Below are 20,617 nucleotides of genomic sequence, written 5' to 3' on the forward strand. Positions count from 1 at the left end.
ACTTTTTTATCTCTCTTTCCAAAATGAAGGAGTTTGTACTCGTCCCCTGATCCTGCAATCGGTACATTCAATTGATGAATAAGTATAACCTATTACGTTCATTTTCTCGGTTATATCAAGCACAGGTATTGCATTACCATTAATTATGATGCCCAGTACATCATTTTGTTTGGTTTTGGGATTAAAAAAGAGTGCAGTATCAAGGGGACCGCAATCATATGGATATGTAGGCGCCCAATCGCGAGGGAGATCGGCATTGTCAATAAATACCCTTTTCGATTGAATGTTGGTTACACTTATATAGCCAATAACAGGCTCAGCCGGATCTTTAAGATTGTGGATATTCCCGGTTAACTGCGATGGCTGCGCATCAAATATACTTCCTAATTGCTCCGTGTTTTTCTTCATATTTTCCCAAAACTGATAAGCCTCTTTTGTTAAAGCGTACTGCTTCAGCAAAATAGAATAACGCATTTCAATTTTTTCAGATGTTGAGGCTATGGTTGTTACCGGTTGCTGGTATATTACATCTTGTGACAGCTTAGCTGATGATCCTATAACTATGGTACTGGATTTGGCCCCCGCAAAGCAGTAATAATTATACTCACTGGGTGGCCGAAAAACAACTGCTTTAGCCACAGGATCAACCATATAGGCCGATTGATATTTAGCATGAAAGCGCCACGTTTCTTCATAACTCCACCTATAATATCGGGAGCTATTGGAAGCATCGTGCGTATTTGCATAAACCTGCATGTTGCCATTTTTAATATTAAACCCTATGCTATCAATTGGCTGTGTCTTTTTTACCTCAACATAGTCAGACGCATACTCTTTATTATCGTTAGTGATAATATGCACACGGTACTTTTTTGACACATCCAGGTTAAGCGCCGGTATAACATAAGTCCCATTTCCCCGGGGCGTAAGTGAATATGCTGCTCCCCCTTCGGCTTCAACAGATACCGCGCAATTATCAACTCCGCTTGTGCTTACATTGCCTGAGATGTTAACCGTTCTGCTTAATTTTATTATGGTTGAATCGCTGCCATTGTTTATTACCCCTTCAACAACCAGGTAATGATTGGGAGAGTCAACAATTTTAGGGTTATAAGGCTTTTTACAGGCATTGTATATGCCCCCCAGCAATAATAAAATTAATATATATCGTTTTCCTTTCATCGCTTTCAATTAAAACCTGATATTGTAATTAATAAATGGAATAGGCTTGGCAAATATGGACAGCTTATACCCGTTAATGACCCCTCCCTGCTCTGTAAAGAATGTCGAATACGCGTTTTGCCTGCCGGTTAAGTTATACACCCCTATTGTAAATGAGTTATGGGTTAATTGGTGCACTTTATGGTTGCCCTCTATGTTCATTGAAAAATCCGACCTGAAATAATCCGGAATGCGGTATTGGTTCCTGTCCGAATAAAATACCCGCTCGGAACCACCATACTCATACTTGGCAATAGGCAGGGTAATAGGCCTGCCCGTGCTGTAAGTAAGATTTAAAGAAACACTGAACCTATGTGAAAACCTGTAGTTACCAATAAAATTAAAAGCATGTGGCTTATCAAAATTTGCAGGATAATAAGCCCCCCCATTAATCAAATCGCCGGCATTAGGATCATTTTGTCTTAAAAACGTGCGCGAATAAGTATAGCTGATCCACCCATTGGCTTTCCCGGTGGCTTTTTTTACTAAAAACTCAATTCCATATGCTTTGCCTTTTGTACCTACCACATCCGTTTCAATATGATGGTTTAATACGAGGTTAGCACCGCTCTTATAGTCGAGATAATCCCTTAATCGTTTATAATAAACCTCGACCGACGTTTCAATAGTATTTGATTTTAAATTATGATAAAGACCAAGTGATACCTGGTCGCCATATTGAGGTTTGATATTGGGATCACTCAGTTGCCAAACATCAGTGGGGGATATGGCAGTTGTGTTTGATAACAGGTGAATATACTGCCTGAGTGTGTTATAGCCGCCCTTGATCGATAGGTTATCGCCCAACTGGTACCTGGCCGAAAGCCTGATTTCGGGCCCCGAATAAGTTTTAATAAACTTACCACTTGCGTAATAGGTACTATCCAACAGGTTGGCGCTTGTTTTGGGTAGGTTAGGCGCATAGTTATACACTGTTTGCGGCCCCAGGAAATTATAGATCGAATACCTTACACCACCGCTTATCGACAGATCGTCGGTCACGTCAAACTTATCGCCCAGGTATAAGGCGCTTTCCAGCGCCTGTTGGGTGGAGATAACATCAGGAGCTACCAATGATTGGGCGCCAAGAGGCTGAAAGCTGCCCGGATGGAGCTTATAATAAATGGAACTTAACCCAAAATCGACAGTATTTTTGCGGTTAAGGTAATAGGTAAAATCCGTTTTAAAATTACTTTGGTTAATATCAAAATTCAGCTTATAAGCATTTACCGGGTTATCGGCGCTTGAAACATCATATTGGTACTTGTCTATCCCGGCCGTAATAACACTGAATAGTTTGTTATTAAAATTATGCTTCCATTTTAGGTTGATATTCCTGTTGCTGTAACTATAAGCAGTATCGCTATTAAGCCTGAATTTATCTCTGCTTATATAGCTGGTTAGATACAGGTTGTTTTTATCATCAATCTGGTGGCTTATATCCAGGTTAAGATCATAAAATGAAGCCGAACTGTGCTTGTAGGCATCGGGCAGGAGTTTAAGGAGCCAGTCGGAGTACGTGGTACGGCCTCCGAATGAAAACGAGGTTTTATCCTTGATGATAGGCCCTTCAACATTAAGCCTGCTGGTAATTAAACCAATGCCTGCCGAACCGGTAAATTTCTTTTTATTACCCTCACGATTGGTAACATCCAACACCGATGATAAACGCCCGCCGAACCTTTCGGGGATACTGCTTTTATATAGTTCGATATCTTTAACTATGTCGGGGTTAAATGATGAAAAGAAGCCGAAAAAATGCGAGGGGTTATAAATGGTGGCGTCATTCATCAGGATCAGGTTCTGATCGGCCGAGCCCCCGCGTACATTAAAACCCGTGGTAGCCTCGCCTACTGATTGAACGCCGGGCAGGGTAAGCACTACCCTTAATATATCGGCTTCGCCAAATACCGTAGGTACCTGTTTAATGCTTTTAATATCAAGCCTGTTCACCCCCAGTTGAACATTACGCACATTAGCCACTTTCTCGGCAGAGATCTTTACCTCTTTAAGGCTGGTTACCTGCTCCTGCATTTCAATAATGATCTTACCGTCCGAATAAAGGATGATCTGCCTGCGGGTATCGCGCATGCCAACACCCCTAACGCTTAAAACCTGCCTGCCTTTGGGTAATTTGATAGTGAAATAGCCAAACTGGTCGGTAGCCACACCCGTTTTGGTATTGGTTACATAAATGCTGGCACCTGTTACAGATTCGCCTGATTTGGCTTCCTTTACATACCCCGAAAGCGTTGCCGTACCCGCCTCAATAGTGTTGGTTTTGATCCCTATTTCGTATAGCTTATTTTCGGTTGTTGCTTCGGGGATCTTTTTATCTTTATCAAGATCAGCATTAGCGGGGGATACACTTATATTTGCTGCAGTTGCATTGGCAGTTGTAATGCCAAAATAACCTACCGCCAGTCCGGTTTGTATTTCGCGCCCTTTAGTTAAAAACACCTGCTGGTGTTTGGTTATGGCGAAACTAAAACCGGTGTTTTTAAAAGCCTGGCTCAATATGGTTTCAATAGGTTTATTGGTTGCCTGCAGAGTTACTTTCAAACTGTCAAACTGCATGGCGTCGTAAAAAAAATGAAAGCCTGATTTTGCTTCCAGCTCTGTTACAAACTGCTCAATCGTAGCTTGTTGAAAGTTTACGCTGATTGATTTTACCGGACCCTGCTGGGCCTGGCACAGTTTAATTAAAATCAAAAAACAGAAACTTAGAAAGTAAATTTTTTTCATCCGGTTATTTTATTTTCCTGCCGTATACATTAATGCTATATTATTTTTTGCCCTGTTATTAAATAATAAGGCACGCCGCATTAATTAGTTAAATGATCATAATAAGTAGTTACATCCACTATAGCCTGTTCCTGATTTTCGCGAAAGTCGATATGATTGGCTTTTATATATTGCCGCAACTCCTTCTTTTTATCCTTAAAAATATCTAACAGTCCGCTCTTTCCGCTAAAGCTGAAATAGTTATCCCCTTTTTTAACATAATAATCTTTGGTTTCGCTAAAAAAAGATTCGATGGTGTTGTTTCCCGTGCTGATTTGGATGCTCTTGGCCCTTTTTACAATGATCCCGATCTTTTTTCCCTGGTATAATTGATCATAAAAACCGGTAACAAGGCGGGCCTGGCCTGTTGAATCGGTAGTAATGCGTATAAAATGATGGTTAAGCAGCCAGAACTCCGGCACACGCTCGCTTAGTAATGAAATTTTTGTAAAGTGATTATAAAGCAGTATAACCACCAAATCTTTATTCAGGTCATATAACATCGGGACATCGCGATAAACCGCTGCCCCGTATTTTACATCTCCAGCCGTAAATGACTTATTGTCAAAAACATATGCGTTACCTTTTATTATGGGATCATAAAACTCATATTCGGGCCCGTTATATAAGTGTGATTGTTGCCCTATAGCAGTGTGATAATTAGCAATTACGAGGCCTAAACCCGTGCTATCGGGACCCGTTTGTGCAGAAACATGACCGTTTGCCATTATGCCCCAGGTGATAACTAAGGCCAGGAGTGATTTTTTTACCATTTAGGTTTTTATAAAAACGGAATTTACATGACTTTCACTTAATTACCAAACCACTTTCCCTTAATATGCTAAAGCAAGTGTATTAATCGTGTTACATAAAAAAGCGACTGGGCGACTACAACGTACTATTACGAATGAGCTAAAACAGATGCAACAACCATTGTTAAATAATTGCGTATTACGCAACTAAATTATCTCCCCTCTTCTGTAACAACCGCTCCCTGTCATCGTCTTATTTTTGTGTAGACAATTTTACAATATCACCTCAATAAAACATCTACCTTAGATTAAGCGTTTAATTGCCGGTTTGTCTCCGGCTCAATACCTGCAGCGCCGCGCAAACCCAATAGGCTACACAGGTTTTACCTAAAAATAACACATACTAAAATGGCTATTAACTTACAAAAAGGGCAGAAAATTGATATCGGCCTTTCAAAAATGACAGTTGGCTTGGGCTGGAACCCAAACGAAGGCACAGGTTATGACTTCGACCTTGACGTATCGGCTATCATGATCGATGCTAACCGACTGGTACCCCAGGATGAATTTTTTGTATTCTATAATAATGTCGACTCGCCCGAGCAATCTGTACATCATACCGGCGATGACCCAACAGGCGGCAACAGCGACGGCGGCGATGATGAATCGATCACTGTTGACCTCACTAAAGTAGATGCCCGCATCCAGGAGATCCTGTTTGTGGTAACTATTCACGAAGCACAAGCCCGTCGTCAAAATTTTGGCCAGGTGCGTGACTCATACATTCGTATCTTAGATAACCAAACGGGTGCCGAAGTATGCAAGTATGAATTGGGCGAGGATTTTTCTATCGAAACAGCCATTGAGTTTGGCAGATTATACAAACGCGGTGGCGCATGGAAATTTGAAGCATCTGGTGTGGGTTACAAAGAAGACCTGGCCTTCTTTTTAAGTAAATATTTTAAAGGGCAAATAATCAAATAAGGCAATGGCTATAAATTTGGTAAAAGGTCAAACAATTGACCTGCGTAAAAATGATAAAGGCGAAAGCTTCGACCTGTCGTCAGTAACTATAGGTTTGGGCTGGGACGTTAGGAAAACCCATGGCGGCTTTTTAGGCAAGCTGTTTGGCGGTGCCGAAGAGGCAGAATATGATTTGGATGCGATTGCATTTTTGCTGGACAAGAACGGTAAAGTAGCGAATCGCGGCTATGCCAAACAAACCGCTAATGGGCGTACCATCAATATGTTCGAGGGAGATGTGATTTACTTTAACTCGATGCGCCATCCTTCGGGACACATCTGGCTTACCGGCGATAACCGCACCGGGGCCGGTGAGGGCGATGACGAGCAGATCATCGTAAAGCTTGATTCGCTCGATCCGAAATATGACCGCATCCTTTTCCTGGTAGCCATTTATCAGGGCCGTAAAAACAATCAACACTTTGGCATGGTGGAGAATGCTTTCATCCGCGCGGTTGACAGCCATGGTAAAGAGATTGCTAAGTTCAGTCTCTCCGGCGATTCAACCTATAACGGTATGTGTTCGATGACATTTGCGGAAGTATACCGCAAAGACGGCACCTGGAAATTCCGTGCCATAGGTGATCCGCATAGTACTGATAGTCTTTCGGAATTGCTTCGGAACTATTAATATAAAAACATGTCATTGCGAGGAGGAACGACGAAGCAATCGCACGTAAGCATAGCCGCTCTGTATAGCAAGCGATTGCCACGCTACGCTCGCAATGACATTTTGGTTAAGTTTAATTCTACCTAAACATAAATGTACCAGCACTATTCATTTGATCTGTGGCTTACGCTCATCAAATCAAATCCGTACTTTAAGATAGAACGTACCAAGATCTTTCACCGGGATTTTAATCCCGGCGGTAAAAGCATCGACGATGTGGCAAGGGCTTTCAGGCAGGTTGACCTCATGTGCAATGCCGTGAACGAACGTACTGGTAAAAACATTGACGCGGATGAAATGTACCTGATGGTGATCAGCGCAATTAATGATAACCAGTATCCGCTTGCCGATGTTAATATAGATAAGCTGTATGCCGACATGGAAACCCTGCTGTTTTACTATCTGCCGGTGCTTTACTCACCTGTAACAATTGAGGTGCTACAGCATCTAAAACAAAAAGGTGATTGCTCATTGAGTATTTTAAGTAATACCGGCTTTATAAAAGGACAAACGCTCCGCAAGGTAATGGTTAAATTGGGGCTGGATACGTTCTTTAACTTTCAGATCTATTCGGACGAGGAGGGGATGTCGAAACCAAACGGGGATTTATTTAAGCTGATGGTGCAAAAAGTTAAAGAGTGTAATAAACCAAAGCAGATAGACCGGTCAGGTATCATACATATAGGCGATAACCCGGCGGCAGATATAGCGGGGGCTAAAGATGCAGGCCTTGATAGCCTGCTCATCAATTCAAACAACTTATCCATTTTAACCTTATTAAGTTTATGAAAGCTACCTACTCATTACATCATATCAACAGCGCAACACATTTTGGTTTCGATGCCGATGATTACAGTCGCTTTAAATTTGGCGATGGCGAGGTATCCCGCTACTTCGGCACCGATCTGGCCGATGGCTTTATCAGCGAAATCTTAACTAAACAGCCAATAGAAAAACAGATCGTAGTTATATCAAGCCCATACTCATTTATTCCTACGGCTACTTTTGCAATGAAAAACCACTTTGTGTGCAGGCTTAACCGCTGGCTGGCCCATCATGGTTACCCTGTAGTGCAGGAAACCAAGGTTCACCGTACCATAACCTACAAAGAAGATTATGGCGAGCTGGATGCCGAGCAAAGGATTAATTTAATAGGTAACGATTCGTTTCATATTGATAAGGATTTTCTTAAAGACAAAACCCTGCTTTTTTTAGATGACATCAAGATCACCGGCAGTCATGAGCGCATGATCATGAAAATGGTAAATGAATACGGTTTACAGAACGATATTTACATGCTGTACTTTGCCGAATTGGTGAACAAAAATATCCACCCCAATATTGAGAATTATCTTAACTATCATCATGTTAAAAACATTTACCATTTAAATGATATCATTAAGGGCACTAATTTTTGCATCAACACCCGCATAGTAAAATATATTTTAAATTACGATCACGAAAGTTTTTGCATCTTTATACAAGATCAAGGCAGCAATTTCATAAACTTGCTGTATGATATGGCTTTGGGTAATGGCTATCATACCATTGAAGCCTATACTCCTAACTTAAACTTTATTAAACAAAACCTATTAATAAACAATAATAAACTAATTCAGCATGGCAATTAACTTGCAAAAAGGCCAAAGGGAAACCATTGGTGCCCCCAAATTTACTATAGGCCTTGGTTGGGATACAAACAGCTCATCAACAGGCTCGGCCTTTGACCTGGACGCTTCGGTGTTCATCATGGGCGATAATAAGAAAATACTGGCCGACGAATTTTTCGTTTTCTATAATAACTCAAAATCTCCGGATGGCGCTGTAGAGCATACCGGCGATAACCTGACCGGTGCCGGCGATGGTGACGATGAGCAGATCATTGTCGATCTTTCGAAGATCGATCCACGTGCTACTGAGATCTGCATTGTGGTAACCATTCATGAGGCCGAAAGCCGCCGCCAAAACTTTGGTCAGGTACGCAACTCTTTTGTCCGCATTTTTGACTCGGCTACTAACGTCGATATTTTGAAATACGAACTGGAAGAAGACTTTTCGATAGAAACCGCGGTTGAATTTGGCCGTATCTACAAAAAAGATAACAACTGGAAATTTGAAGCTGTGGGTGCCGGTATGAAAGGCGGCTTACAGGATTATTTAAACAAATACAACTAAAATTATGGCTATCAATCTTCAAAAAGGACAGCGGATTAGCCTTGAAAAAAGTAACGGCAGCAAATTACAAAATGTATGCGTTGGGATAAACTGGGGCGCGATAGAAAGAAAAGGCCTGTTTGGCTTTGGCACTACCAAAGAGGCCGTTGACCTTGATGCCAGCTGCATTTTATATGATGAAAGCAAACGTTTGGTTGATGTAATCTACTTCGGAAACCTGCGTTCAAAAGACCACGCTGTAAGGCACAGCGGTGATGACCTAACCGGCGATATGGCCGGCAACGACGGCCTGGACAATGAAGTGATCACCGTTGATTTTGCTACGCTGAGCCCAACCATAAGCTATGTAGCCTTTGTGTTAAACAGCTTCCGTGGTCAGGACTTTGGCACTATACCGTTTGCCTCTATCCGTATTTATGAAGGTACGCCAACCCGCGTTAACGAAATCTTCGCTACTTATGATATTGCGCACAGCAAGGATTTTGCAGGCCATGTATCTATGGTGATGGGCGTGTTTTACAAAAAGAACGGCGAGTGGAAATTTAATGCCATCGGCGAACCAACCCGCGACCGTAAATTGGAAGAAACAGTGAAAACTGTAACCGCAACCTACTTGTAAAAGTTTAATTCATTGATCTTAAGTATTAAGCCGGGTGGCGCTTAAGATCAGCTAATTAAGTACTACTAAATCATTAATAATAAGATTATGGAAAGTGCACCAAACAATGATGAACTAAATCTGAATATACCACCGCTGATCACTCCAACCAATCTGGATCTTCCGGCGGCAGCTTCACCGACAAGCAATGTGCCTATGAAGGTAGATAAGCAGGGCAATGTAAACCTTGACGCTATACCAAACCAGGACCTACAAAAGTACGGTGAAATGGGGAAAGATATCAATCCAGCCGATGTTAACTCGATACTGAACTATGGTGTTGAGGTACAAAACTCCATGGAGAAATACAGCAACAACTTCCTTACTTCGGTACGTACCTATAACTCTGGCGAGGTAGGCGGGCTGATTAACGAGTTACTTACCGAGCTTAATTATATTGACGTTGACGAGCTGAACCAAAACGCATTCACCTCATTTATATCACATATCCCCTTCATGAAAAAGCTGGTGGTTGATACCAAAAAGCTTTTCCAGAAATACGATACCGTGGTTAATAACATCGATAAGATCACCAATAAGATCAAGGCAGGCCGTGTTAATTCGTTAAAGGATAACAGCTCGCTGCAAACCATGTTTGACAGCAACGTTACTTATATCAAGCAAATGGAAGACCTGATCATTGCCGGGCAGCTCAAATACAATGAGCTTAACGAAAAACTGGCTGTGATGGACGGTAACCCGACAGGCTACCAGGACTATGAAATTGCCGATCTGCGCGATTTTGTGAACCGCCTTAATAAACGCCTTGCCGACCTGAAAGTGGTTCGCTTTATTATGCTGCAATCGCTGGCACAGATCCGTGTAGTGCAGAACAACAATACCACCATTGCCGAAAAAGCACAGTCTATTGTATCAACCACAATCCCGGTTTGGAAAAACCAGCTCACCATAGCTGTTGCCCTCAACCGTCAGAAAGAGAATGTGGAGATGCAGAAAAAGATCTCGGATACCACCAATACAATTTTACAAAAGAATGCCGAAATGCTGAAACAAAACAGTATTGATGTAGCCCGCGAAAATGAAAAAACGGTAGTATCGTTAGATACACTGAAAAAGACCACTTCATCTCTTATTGAAACCCTTACTGAGGTAAAACGGATCCACGATGAAGGCACGGCCAATCGCCGCACGTTAAATACCGAGCTTCAAAACCTGGAAACAGAACTGAAGAAAACGGTAACGAGTGTGAGTTAAGGCCCCACCCAACTCCCTTCCGGGCATAACCGTCAATTTAAGCGAAAGCAATAAAAATGAGTTTGTTTTTTTGAGATTGAGGGCAGAATATAGTTTGCCCGTAAAGGCAAACTATATGTATTTTTGCTCTCATAGTTTTATTTCTATTTTTTTGAAAGGCAGACCGGTGAAGGGTTCTGCCTTTCTTTTTATTTACACCTAAAGATAGCATTTAATATATTGATTATCAAATAATTATAATTTTCCTGTTTTGGACCTTCCTTTTTTCTGCTCTTTAAGCGGTTTATAAAATGGAAGCTGTTCGAGCATATCCAGCCACTTTCTGCTCAATCCCCACAATTGCAGCCTTAGCTCAATTGCAGCAAACCTGCAACCCGCCTATATTTGTTCTTATCACCATGACCGAGCAATCACCCAATACCCATCGTAAAATTATCCATATTGATATGGATGCGTTTTACGCGTCGGTTGAGCAGCGGGATTTTCCGGAATACCGGGGTAAACCTTTGGTGGTGGGCGGTTTGCCCGAAGGTCGGGGAGGTGTGGTGGCCACCGCCAGTTACGAGGCCAGGAAGTTTGGCATCCGGTCGGCAATGTCATCGAAAAAAGCATTACAGCTTTGCCCGCATGCTTTGTTTGTAAGGCCAAGGTTTAATGTATACCGGGAGGTATCACAGCATATCCGGGAGATCTTTAGCCGTTATACCGACCTGATAGAACCGCTCTCTTTAGATGAAGCTTTCCTGGATGTAACCAACGATAAGCAGGACATCGGCTCGGCCATCGAAATAGCCAAACTTATCAAACAGGCTATTAAAGACGAACTGCAGCTCACCGCATCGGCAGGAGTGTCTATCAATAAATTTGTAGCCAAAATAGCCTCTGATATTAATAAGCCAGACGGCCTGAAATTCATCGGCCCATCAAGTATCGAGAACTTTATGGAGCAGTTACCTGTCGAAAAATTCTTTGGCGTGGGTAAGGTAACAGCTCAAAAAATGAAACAGATGGGCCTGCACACCGGAGCCGATCTGAAACGAATGGAAGAAAGTGACCTTGTAAAACACTTTGGCAAGGTTGGCAAATTTTACTACCAGATAGTGCGCGGCATTGATAACCGCGAAGTGCAACCCCACCGCGAAACCAAATCACTGGGCGCCGAAGATACTTTCGCTTATGACCTGACAACTCTTGAGGAAATGGAGGCTGAACTGGATAAAATAGCGATCACGGTACATAACCGGCTGCTTAAATATGAATTGAAAGGCCGCACCATTACCCTCAAAGTAAAATACCACGATTTTAAACAGATCACCCGCAATCAATCCTTCCCCACACCGGTAAACGATCTGGAAACAATCAGCCATACGGCCAAACAATTGATGGCTGCCACAGGTGTTGATGATGTAAAAGTGCGGCTGTTGGGCATTTCGCTTTCAAACTTTGGCGAATTGCCGGTTAAGCAGCGGGATGATAAAGAGCTTGGGCCGGGAGATCAGTTGGAATTGGAGTTATAAAAACTTGGTTCTGCAGGGGCATGTTAACGATTGCCGAGACAGTTTATCATTACCTGTTTTTTGTCATGAGTAGCGTTTAAATCCGGCGGGCTCTCAAAGCGAAATGACAAAAGAGGGCCTGTCACCCTGAGCCTGTCGAAGACTCGCGCGCAGAGGCCCAGCCCACCATGCTTCGAGAGCCTACCCATGACATAATAAATAAAGAATGTTCCCGTCAGCAGGTAAGCTTCGGATGAAAGCGGGCAGAACAATGGTGGCCTTGAGCGCTGGAAGGGGCATAGCAAGTTTTTGCAGAAGCATTGGGAAAGCGCGAGCGTAGCGGGGCAAAATAATTGCAGCCCGTGGTTCTGCCCGTTTTGCAGGGCAAAGGCCGGCGCGACGGGTTGTGGAGTGGGTGAGCGCAAAGAAGCCTATCTGCTGACTTGACTTTTTGGATACTTTTGTGTCAAGACAAAAGTATCTGGCCCCGCGCGGCCAAGAGCGCGACGATGTAAGTTCAATACCACTAAGCACCTTGTCTGCCTATAAGAGATTGCTTCGTAACTCAGCAATGACGTGGAGGAGATGTCATTGCTCCTTCAGAATCCAACGGATTCAAATCACTCAGCATGACACCCGTTTCAATCATGTCACCCCCACTGCCCGAAGTCTTTGACTTTGGACCATTATATTTGTAGTTTGTAACTACAGGAAATGTTTTGGGTTCTGTCGTCTCAGACTACAGGCATACTTAATTCGAAGTCAGAGACGTCGAACAGTACTTCTCTTTTTAGGTCAAAATGATATTTTTAAATGATCGTCAATTCACCATCCTCCCCGCAATATCCACCGACCGTGCAAAAGGATTAAAAAACCTGTTGGCCAGTATAGCAAATTCACGACGGGTTACCGGCCGTTTCATATCAAAAGCAGAACTGAATTTATATTGATCTTTCCAGGCCTTTTGCATGGCAATCTCCAAAGTATGCGGATCGGTTAGCGTAGTTTCGCTGATAAACGATAATAGGTTTCCTACCGTGAACACCGGGCCGGGCTTCTCTTTATTAAACCATAAAAAGCCCCGGGTATAAATCTCTTCCAGCGTTGGTTTGATTTCGGCTGTGGCAACTAAGGAATCAGGCTGAAATAACAAACGCGCGGTATTGCCATCTGCTTTTTGTACACCTTTTAATAACCCTGAAGCCCCTATCTGTTGCATGGCCCGGAAATACGGATCAGTTGGTTTAATATCGGCAAAGGGCATGATCCAGGCTTTAAAGTCGAGCAGCTCGCCCTGGATTATCCGCACGTTCAGGTTTTGGGTGGTGGTTTTAAAAAAGGCGCAAAACGCGGCAGTAGCGCCGGCACCCTGACCAATGGCCATTTGTACGGATGGGTACATGGTACTGGCATTTACCAAATGGGTTACCGACATAGCTTTTTCCGTTACCAGTAAATTGTCTAAATCCTTCAGCACAACAGCTCCCAGCGGCACACCATAGGCGGGAAAAGGCGGGTAAATAACTTTCGGAGCATTGGCATCTGTATAATGCTGCCCCGGCGAGGCATCGCCAACGGCAATGGCTGTACGGTAAAGTTTTGATTCGCGGTCGTAAGGTTTGTACACATCATCCAGCATCATCCTCACCAAACCTTTTGTCGCGCGACCTGCCTCGCGCAAATATGGAAGATATGGCAAATGATCGGGGGTAGTAAAGTCTTCGTCCAAACCGAGGTTTTTGTAGCCCAGTTCGGTTTGCAGATAGTAGATCAATCCTAAAGTATGCAAGCGTGCTTTGGCATAAAAAGCTTCCCGGTTTTCCGGCTTTAAATTATCAGGGGCAACTGGGAACTGGTTTCCGCATCCGGCCCATTTGATCATGTATTTATCATTGGGCAGCCTGCCATCATCAAGCATTTTTTTAATATTCTTACCCTTAAGACAAGTGTACGCCGCGGCATCATAGCCATCGGGCCTGGCAATGGTCTTATCAGCCGCGGCACCAAAATCTTTCAAAATAGCAATCCAGCTAAGGTCCTGCAACTGTGCCGATTCATTATCAGGAGCCAGGGCTTCGTTAGTTTGCTTTTTACCCTCAAAACCATAAACGTAGGTTTCGCCTGCTTTGGCAGCCACATCGCCGGTTTCGGTAGCATCAATAACTACTTTAGCTTTTACTGTAGCGGTTTTCCCGTCGAGGGTAATAGTTACATCCCAGCCGGTGCCATCTTTTTTAATACCTGTAAATGGGGTGTTTAATTTTACAGTGAGGTTTTTTACCGTATCGGTTATTTTTTTGAGGATAGCCGCCCCGGTATAAGGTTCAAATCTTAGCGTAGCATTGTAAGCCGTATCATAACCCGGGGTTTTGCTGTAAAAATCCCTTACCCTGCGCCTGAACTCGCCCCAGATGCCTGTTGGTAAATTGCGGTTACCTTCAATTATACACATCCCGCCAGCCGTCATGCTGCCGCCAAGCCAGGGGCCTTGTTCAACCAGCATGGTTTTTAGTTTGCTTCGTGCACCCTGTATGGCGGCGGCTGTTCCGCTTGCGCTTCCGCCTACAACTAATATATCGGTTTTAATGGTTTGCGCAAAGGATAGCGTACAGTTAAAAACTAAAAGTACCGCCAGTAACTTTTTTATCATTAGTTAAATTAACAATCTACAGAACGCTAAAATAGGTCAAAAGCTTGTGGTAGTATAAAATAATACCTAATTTAAATTTTTTTAACATTTATGATGACAGACGAACAAATGAAATACCCTATTGGGAAGTTTGCGCCCCCGGCTTCTTACACTACCGAAGATATGCGCGGCTGGATCGAAGATATTGCTACCCTGCCGGGGAAGCTGCGTCATGCAATTGCCGGCCTTAATTACCAGGAACTGGATACGCCATACCGCACCGGCGGCTGGACACTACGCCAGGTGATTCACCATTTGGCCGATAGCCACATGAATTCCATTACCCGCTTTAAGCTTGCCCTTACTGAAAATAACCCAACTATAAAGCCATATGAAGAGGCCGACTGGGCGCTACTACCAGATTATCGCCTGCCGGTTGAGCCATCATTAAAAATGCTGGAAGGCATCCATCAGCATTTTGTAGCCCTGTTTGAAAGTTTCACCGAAAACGAATGGGCACGCACATTTGTTCACCCGGCCTCGGGCGAAACGATATCGCTGAAAAAAGGACTGGCCCTGTACGCATGGCACAGCAACCACCATTTGGCACATGTAACCGAAACGGTGAAGAAGTTTGCGAAGGTTTGATTTGAGGTGAAAGGATAAAGGTAAAAGGTGAAAGGTGTGTTTTACCGGAATCAAGTTTATGTTCCCTCAGGGTCTCTCTGCGAGAGGCTCTGAAGGGACGTTATGACGTAAATGTAAGTTATTGATTATCGGGTGCGTTTTTTAATTGATTTATAAATATGGGCGTTGCCTGCGGCCCGGGCTGTACGCTCATACTGCACAAGGCCTTAGCCACAGGCCGGTATCCGCTCCCATCCCTAACGCAGCCCCATGTACCATCTTTAAATAAATTTCAAATGTCATTCCGATTTTTTTACGGGGTTACGAACGAGCTAACTGAATATCTTTTAATCAATCGATTCAAAGGTTAACAGCGAATGCTGACCTGCGGTATGCAGGTCCCGCCATACCTGGTTAATTTCCGTATCGGGGTTGGCGGCAGATAAACCACAGTAGGTATAAAGCTTATCCACACTTTCGCGCGAAACTTTGGCCAGCTTCCGGCTCATTAAACTTACTTCCTGTAAGCCATCATTATCATCCGAGTCAAAGTTGTTCCATGAGCTATCAACAGCCTGGTAAAATTCGGCGCGGACTTCATCGAGTAAAATGATCTGATCGGCCAGAAGTTGTTGAATGTATCCTTTTTGCGGCTCGGTTAAACGCGGGTTTTTCATCCGTTCATCAAAGGCCGGTCCGCACAGGTCAAGAAAATGAACAGCTAATCCCGAAAGGTTAGCGGCCAGCGTTGCTTCGGCTAATTGCAGAAAGGGGTAGCGGTATAAAGGTTCGTTTACAACCGTATACTGCGGGTCGATCTTAAAACAACGATTTTTATCAACGTACAGGTCTTTTACTTCATAGGCATCACTTCCGGTAGCCATCATGCCAACATATTTCCAGGCCGGAAAAATACTAACATCTTTTTTGTCGAAAACAAAAGGAAGTATCAGCGGTTCGCCCTCATCATTCAAAACAGTGTCATCGCCTTTTTTAATGATGCAATTTGCAGTGATATGTGTGGCATGATGTGCACCGCTGGCATATTTCCAGGTACCGTTGATCATATAACCATCACCACTGATGGTAGCTGTACCTGTTGATGCGCCGCTACCTGCCAGGCACAATTGCGGATTGGTCATGATCTCTGCAGCTAAAGCCGGATCCAGAAATCCACCAAACCAACCTGCGCCTGCACAAAGGGTCACAACCCAACCCAAACTGCCATTGGCCCAGGCCAAACTTTCTTCCAGCCGTACCATTTGCGGCAACGCCAATTGCAAACCGGAATAAGCCTGCGGCACTAAAAATTTAAACCAGCCCTGCTCATAAATAAGCGCCAGCTGATCGGGCTGCAACTTGCCGGCCTGTTCGGCTGCAGGAGCATCTTTCCGGATGATATCAACCCATTCGGGTTTTAAATTTTGTGATGGATGCATTTTTTATTTAGCTTAAAGCTGAAAGCAAAAGGCTTAAAGCGTAACAGACAATACTCAATTTACCATCAGGATAACAAAAGATACTGACAGTATATTGTCAGTGTTCAATTTTTGAAAAACGGGTGTTCAATGTTTCGGCTCCTTAAAAACACAAAGCACTGATTACCAGAACCAAGGCATTCAATTTGACTAAAATTGAATTTTAATCAATCCGCAAAGCGTTGATTATCAACCATGTTTATTTTTCAAAAAACGCCGGGTGTTTACACTTTTTAAAATTGAACACCTGGTACAACCTGGCCATTGAACATTTTTCCTAACCCCTAATCTCCAACCGCCACCCGCTCTGCCTCTACCTGTTTCTTCCACTCAAAATACCCCCATATCGCTATAATAAACAGGAAGATAGTGAGCATGGCAAACATAGGCAGCTTTTTGTAAAACAGAAGCGGCACCGCGAAGAAGTTGGAAATGTTCAAAAAAATCCAATTCTCCATTTTACGGCGTGCCAGCAACCACATACCTGCCCAGGCGGTAGAGGATACCAAAGCATCCCAGCCGGGCACGTTTGACGGTGTAAAATACTTAGCAGGTAGGTTTTTGATCATGTAATAAAATACCACCCAACCCACAATGCTGATCGCCAAACTTATTATCCATTCATTTTTGGTGGAGTAGGTAATTTTTACCGGAGGCTCGTTCCGTTTCTTTACCCAGTAGATCCAACCATAAACGCTCATTACAATGTAGTAGCCGTTCAGTACCGATTCGGCATACAAATGAACTTCCATCAGCAGAAATATCGAGATGGCCGTACCCAATATTCCTGCCGGGTACAACAATATGTTATTTACGCGGGCCAGCAGCACCTCGGTAACACCCAGCGCAACAGCAAGCCATTGCAGCCAGGTGGTTTCCTTTATTTGTTCAATGAACAGGTCGAGCCAGTGTTGCATATCCTAATTTTCAATTCGTGAAATTCGATCCAATTCGTAAAATTTGTGTCGATATAAAATTAGTGCCCATTAAAATCCCAGACTCAACGATGCCATAAAGTTCCGGGGCGCCTGCGGGAAGTAATAGTTGTAGTTAATTACATGTCCTCCTTCAATATCCGGGTAGGTAGCCCCATTATTTTCATACTTCTCGCTGAAGATATTATTAACCTGCAGACCAACAGTTATGTTTTTAACTGAGCGAACACTGAAGCTGTACCTCAACCTCACATCGTTCACAAAAAAGCTGTTCAGCAAACGGTTGGCAGCATAAGGATTAGCAGCATTATCAGGTGCTATGCCAAAACCTTCGGGATTACGGTTCATGGTATTATCTAAGTATTGCTTGCCTACATATTTGCTGATGAAAGCAATTTCTCCCCCTTTAACAGGGCTGTAACTGATTACGCTTGAACCAGTGAATGACGGCGAATAGGCAATATCTGTTTTGGAAAATGTTTCCTCAACCAGTGAGCCATCGTCATAATTAGAGAAAAACTGGTGATAGTTTTTAATCTTGTTAGTGCTGAGCGTTGCGGTAACGCTCCAGTTTAACTGATCAGTGATTTTGACTTTTCCACTAAACTCCAAACCCGCTCGGTAACTGTCCTTTACGTTGGTACGCACCGGGCTGCCTACATCATTCAATGAGCCGGTTAATACCAACTGATTTTTATATAGCATGTAGAAACCATTCAACTCCCCGCTAAAAACAGGTGAGCTAAAGCGGTAGCCGGCCTCAAAATCTTTCAGGTTTTCTGGTTTCGGCCGGTTTTGCGGAGGCGAGTCGACATAATCATCGCGGTTGGGCTCATGGTTGCCCACCGCAAAGGAGGCATACACATTACTGTGCTCATTAAACTGGTAAGTAACACCTGCTTTAGGGTTAAAGAAGTTTAACTGCGCTGTTTGCTGGGCATTATTCAGGTTTTTGTCGATACCGTAAAATGAATAATTAATGTGACGGTATTGCATATCGACATACAACAAAAATTTGTCTACATGCCATTCGGCGCGGCCAAAAATATTAAAGTCCTTCTTTTTAGCATCATCACGATAGTATTGATAATTAGGCCCAACGCCTATGCTTTCTTCGGCAGAAATAATATTACCATAATGCGCACCTTTATATTCGTTATAGGCGCCGCCAAGGTTGAAGTTCAGTTTGGTAGTAGGCTGATATTTTAAGGCATAAGTAACACCATAAAAATCATTATTAAGCCAAAGCCTGCGAACAAGATTAGTGGTTGAAATGGTATCGGTACCATAAATAACAGGTGATAAACCATAATTACTCACAGCATCTCCTTTCCTGTACTCTTCGTAATATCCTTCGCCATGAGTGTAATGCAGGGCCCCGCTGAACGACAGTTTATCCGAAAACTTTTTATCGTATAGCAACTGGTAATGGTTTTGCAGGTAATCGTCAACCTGGTCTTTATAAAAGGCTCCGTTACCCATATCTCCCAGTTCGTTATAAGTACGGTTATCCGGGCGGGTATCATCGCCTATTACATAATCGGCAACGCCGTTCCAGGCCTGGTAAGTACGCTCATGGCCCGAGAACACGTTTAATCTTAAAGTACTGTTATCACCATAATAAGCACCGCTTACAAAAAATGATTTTAACCGGGACGATGCACGGGCGATATACCCGTCGGAACGGATGCGAGATAAGCGACCATCTATGCTAAACCTGCCGCCAAGCAGGCCAGTCCCTACGCTTACGGTGTTTTTTAGTGAACCGTATGAACCTGCCGAGTTATCGAGCTGAGCATAGGCGGTATCCCTGCGAGTAGCCGTTTGTACGTTGATACTACCGCCAAAGGCACCTGCTCCATTGGTTGAGGTACCCACACCACGCTGGATTTGCAGGGTGTTGATAGATGATGCGAAGTCGGGCAGATCAACAAAGTATGCGCCCTGGCTTTCCGCGTCATTTAAAGGAATGCCGTTAACGGTTACGTTAATGCGCGATGCATCCGACCCGCGGATCCGGATCCCTGTATAACCTATACCTGTACCTGCATCAGAGTTGATCACTACCGATGGCGTTTGGTTAAGCAGGTAAGGCAGATCCTGGCCGAAGTTGTTTTTTTCGAGATCTTTTTTGCTGAGATTGGTAAAGGTTGTAGGCGAGTTTTTGCCTGCGCGGGTAGCCGTTACAGTAACCTCATCAGCAGTAAATGTACTGCCGCCCAATAAAAAGTTGATTGATTGATTAGCAGCAAGTGTAACACTTTTGGTTAAAGGTTGATAGCCGATATAGCTGGCTTTAACGGTATAATTGCTTTTTTTCAGATCGTTAAAACTATACTTACCTGCAGCGTCGGTAACGGTGCTTTGCTGCGGGTTTAAAATAGTAATAGTTGCGCCAGGCAATGCTTCGCCGGATTGATTGGTCACTTTCCCCGAAATGGAAAGCTGGGCCGATGCCATAACAGGCAACAACAGGGCCATAACAGCCACAAATAAATTTTTCAAAATGTTGTAAAACAAAAATTGAGTTAAACCATCTGCGCGCCAGGGTAACGCGGCAGTACACTTAACTTATTTACCTTTATCCCTCCGCCGGCATTATCCGGATCAGGTGTGGGAGGAAGTCGTGAGCCGGAAGTCGTTAGTCCAAAGTCGCTTTGACTTAAGGCTTAAAACTTAGTACTTATTGACTTACTCCCTGGGTATGATCTCAGCCCGTCTTTCAGTTTGGTAAAACAATCTGCAGTTTGTTTTGCAACCAAAGCAAGGCACCCCTTGAGAATTATTGAGGCAAAGATAGGATTTAAGTCCGAAAGTCAATGGTCAGGAAGTCCGAAAGCTGAATATCTGCACTCAAAAGCCAGTAATCCTATAGATTATGCAGAAAGAATCCTGTTACTTTCGGACTTTCCGACTTTCGGACTTCCAGACTTCCAACTAAAACCCTACTTTTG

General features: G+C 43.5%; 16 protein-coding genes. 9 read left to right on the plus strand and 7 right to left on the minus strand.

The features are described from left to right. Window positions 1–6 precede the first annotated feature (6 nt). The 3 genes from ACEN82_RS23360 to ACEN82_RS23370 all read right to left on the minus strand — a co-directional run bounded on the left by ACEN82_RS23360 (window position 7) and on the right by ACEN82_RS23370 (window position 4,778). Window positions 7–1,182 carry a DUF4249 domain-containing protein gene (locus ACEN82_RS23360; RefSeq protein ID WP_413321372.1) on the minus strand — a complete coding sequence of 392 codons (1,176 nt, stop codon included), beginning with the start codon at window positions 1,180–1,182 and terminating at the stop codon, window positions 7–9. 9 nt (window positions 1,183–1,191) lie between these two features. Then, window positions 1,192–3,933, minus strand: a complete 2,742-nt coding sequence (locus ACEN82_RS23365) for a TonB-dependent receptor domain-containing protein (protein ID WP_413321371.1) — start codon at window positions 3,931–3,933, stop codon at window positions 1,192–1,194. Window positions 3,934–4,046: 113 nt separating this feature from the next. Next, complete coding sequence (locus ACEN82_RS23370) at window positions 4,047–4,778, minus strand: hypothetical protein (protein ID WP_413321370.1); 732 nt, start codon at window positions 4,776–4,778, stop codon at window positions 4,047–4,049. Window positions 4,779–5,165: 387 nt separating this feature from the next. On the opposite strand from ACEN82_RS23370, the gene ACEN82_RS23375 reads away from it, so the two are divergent. The 8 genes from ACEN82_RS23375 to dinB all read left to right on the plus strand — a co-directional run bounded on the left by ACEN82_RS23375 (window position 5,166) and on the right by dinB (window position 12,015). Further along, window positions 5,166–5,741: a TerD family protein gene (locus ACEN82_RS23375; RefSeq protein ID WP_090531232.1), complete on the plus strand. Its 576-nt coding sequence runs from the start codon at window positions 5,166–5,168 to the stop codon at window positions 5,739–5,741. Between the two features lie 4 nt (window positions 5,742–5,745). Beyond that, a complete protein-coding gene (locus ACEN82_RS23380) occupies window positions 5,746–6,411 on the plus strand; it encodes a TerD family protein (protein WP_090531234.1) in 666 nt (221 codons plus the stop codon). A 132-nt stretch (window positions 6,412–6,543) separates the two neighbouring features. Next, window positions 6,544–7,239: an HAD family hydrolase gene (locus tag ACEN82_RS23385; RefSeq protein ID WP_413321369.1), complete on the plus strand. Its 696-nt coding sequence runs from the start codon at window positions 6,544–6,546 to the stop codon at window positions 7,237–7,239. Continuing rightward, window positions 7,236–8,081, plus strand: a complete 846-nt coding sequence (locus tag ACEN82_RS23390) for a phosphoribosyltransferase family protein (protein ID WP_090531238.1) — start codon at window positions 7,236–7,238, stop codon at window positions 8,079–8,081. The genes ACEN82_RS23385 and ACEN82_RS23390 overlap by 4 nt, the downstream gene beginning before the upstream one ends. Further along, window positions 8,071–8,625: a TerD family protein gene (locus ACEN82_RS23395; protein ID WP_090531242.1), complete on the plus strand. Its 555-nt coding sequence runs from the start codon at window positions 8,071–8,073 to the stop codon at window positions 8,623–8,625. Before ACEN82_RS23390 ends, ACEN82_RS23395 begins: the two co-directional genes overlap by 11 nt. Before the next feature lie 4 nt (window positions 8,626–8,629). Beyond that, window positions 8,630–9,244 (plus strand): TerD family protein, encoded by a 615-nt coding sequence (locus tag ACEN82_RS23400; RefSeq protein WP_090531247.1) that lies wholly within the window; start codon window positions 8,630–8,632, stop codon window positions 9,242–9,244. Window positions 9,245–9,331: 87 nt separating this feature from the next. After that, window positions 9,332–10,498, plus strand: coding sequence for a toxic anion resistance protein (locus ACEN82_RS23405; protein ID WP_413321368.1), 1,167 nt, complete (start codon window positions 9,332–9,334; stop codon window positions 10,496–10,498). A gap of 398 nt (window positions 10,499–10,896) precedes the next feature. After that, a complete protein-coding gene (dinB, locus tag ACEN82_RS23410) occupies window positions 10,897–12,015 on the plus strand; it encodes a DNA polymerase IV (RefSeq protein ID WP_090532825.1) in 1,119 nt (372 codons plus the stop codon). A 799-nt stretch (window positions 12,016–12,814) separates the two neighbouring features. Here the strand turns inward: dinB and ACEN82_RS23415 are convergent. Further along, a complete protein-coding gene (locus ACEN82_RS23415) occupies window positions 12,815–14,644 on the minus strand; it encodes an FAD-dependent oxidoreductase (RefSeq protein WP_413321367.1) in 1,830 nt (609 codons plus the stop codon). A 90-nt stretch (window positions 14,645–14,734) separates the two neighbouring features. Here ACEN82_RS23415 and ACEN82_RS23420 point away from each other — a divergent pair, with 90 nt between their 5' ends. Further along, on the plus strand, window positions 14,735–15,271 hold the full coding sequence (locus ACEN82_RS23420) for a YfiT family bacillithiol transferase (protein ID WP_090532080.1): 537 nt from the start codon (window positions 14,735–14,737) through the stop codon (window positions 15,269–15,271). Window positions 15,272–15,597: 326 nt separating this feature from the next. Here ACEN82_RS23420 and ACEN82_RS23425 read toward each other — a convergent pair whose 3' ends face one another. From ACEN82_RS23425 to ACEN82_RS23435, 3 genes are all read right to left on the minus strand, one after another. Then, a complete protein-coding gene (locus ACEN82_RS23425) occupies window positions 15,598–16,689 on the minus strand; it encodes an acyl-CoA dehydrogenase family protein (protein ID WP_413321366.1) in 1,092 nt (363 codons plus the stop codon). A 323-nt stretch (window positions 16,690–17,012) separates the two neighbouring features. Beyond that, window positions 17,013–17,645 carry a nicotinamide riboside transporter PnuC gene (pnuC, locus tag ACEN82_RS23430; RefSeq protein WP_413321365.1) on the minus strand — a complete coding sequence of 211 codons (633 nt, stop codon included), beginning with the start codon at window positions 17,643–17,645 and terminating at the stop codon, window positions 17,013–17,015. Between the two features lie 69 nt (window positions 17,646–17,714). Next, window positions 17,715–20,168: a TonB-dependent receptor gene (locus ACEN82_RS23435; protein ID WP_413321364.1), complete on the minus strand. Its 2,454-nt coding sequence runs from the start codon at window positions 20,166–20,168 to the stop codon at window positions 17,715–17,717. Between the last annotated feature and the right edge of the window lie 449 nt (window positions 20,169–20,617).

It is taken from the genome of Mucilaginibacter sp. Mucisp73 (genome assembly GCF_059491465.1).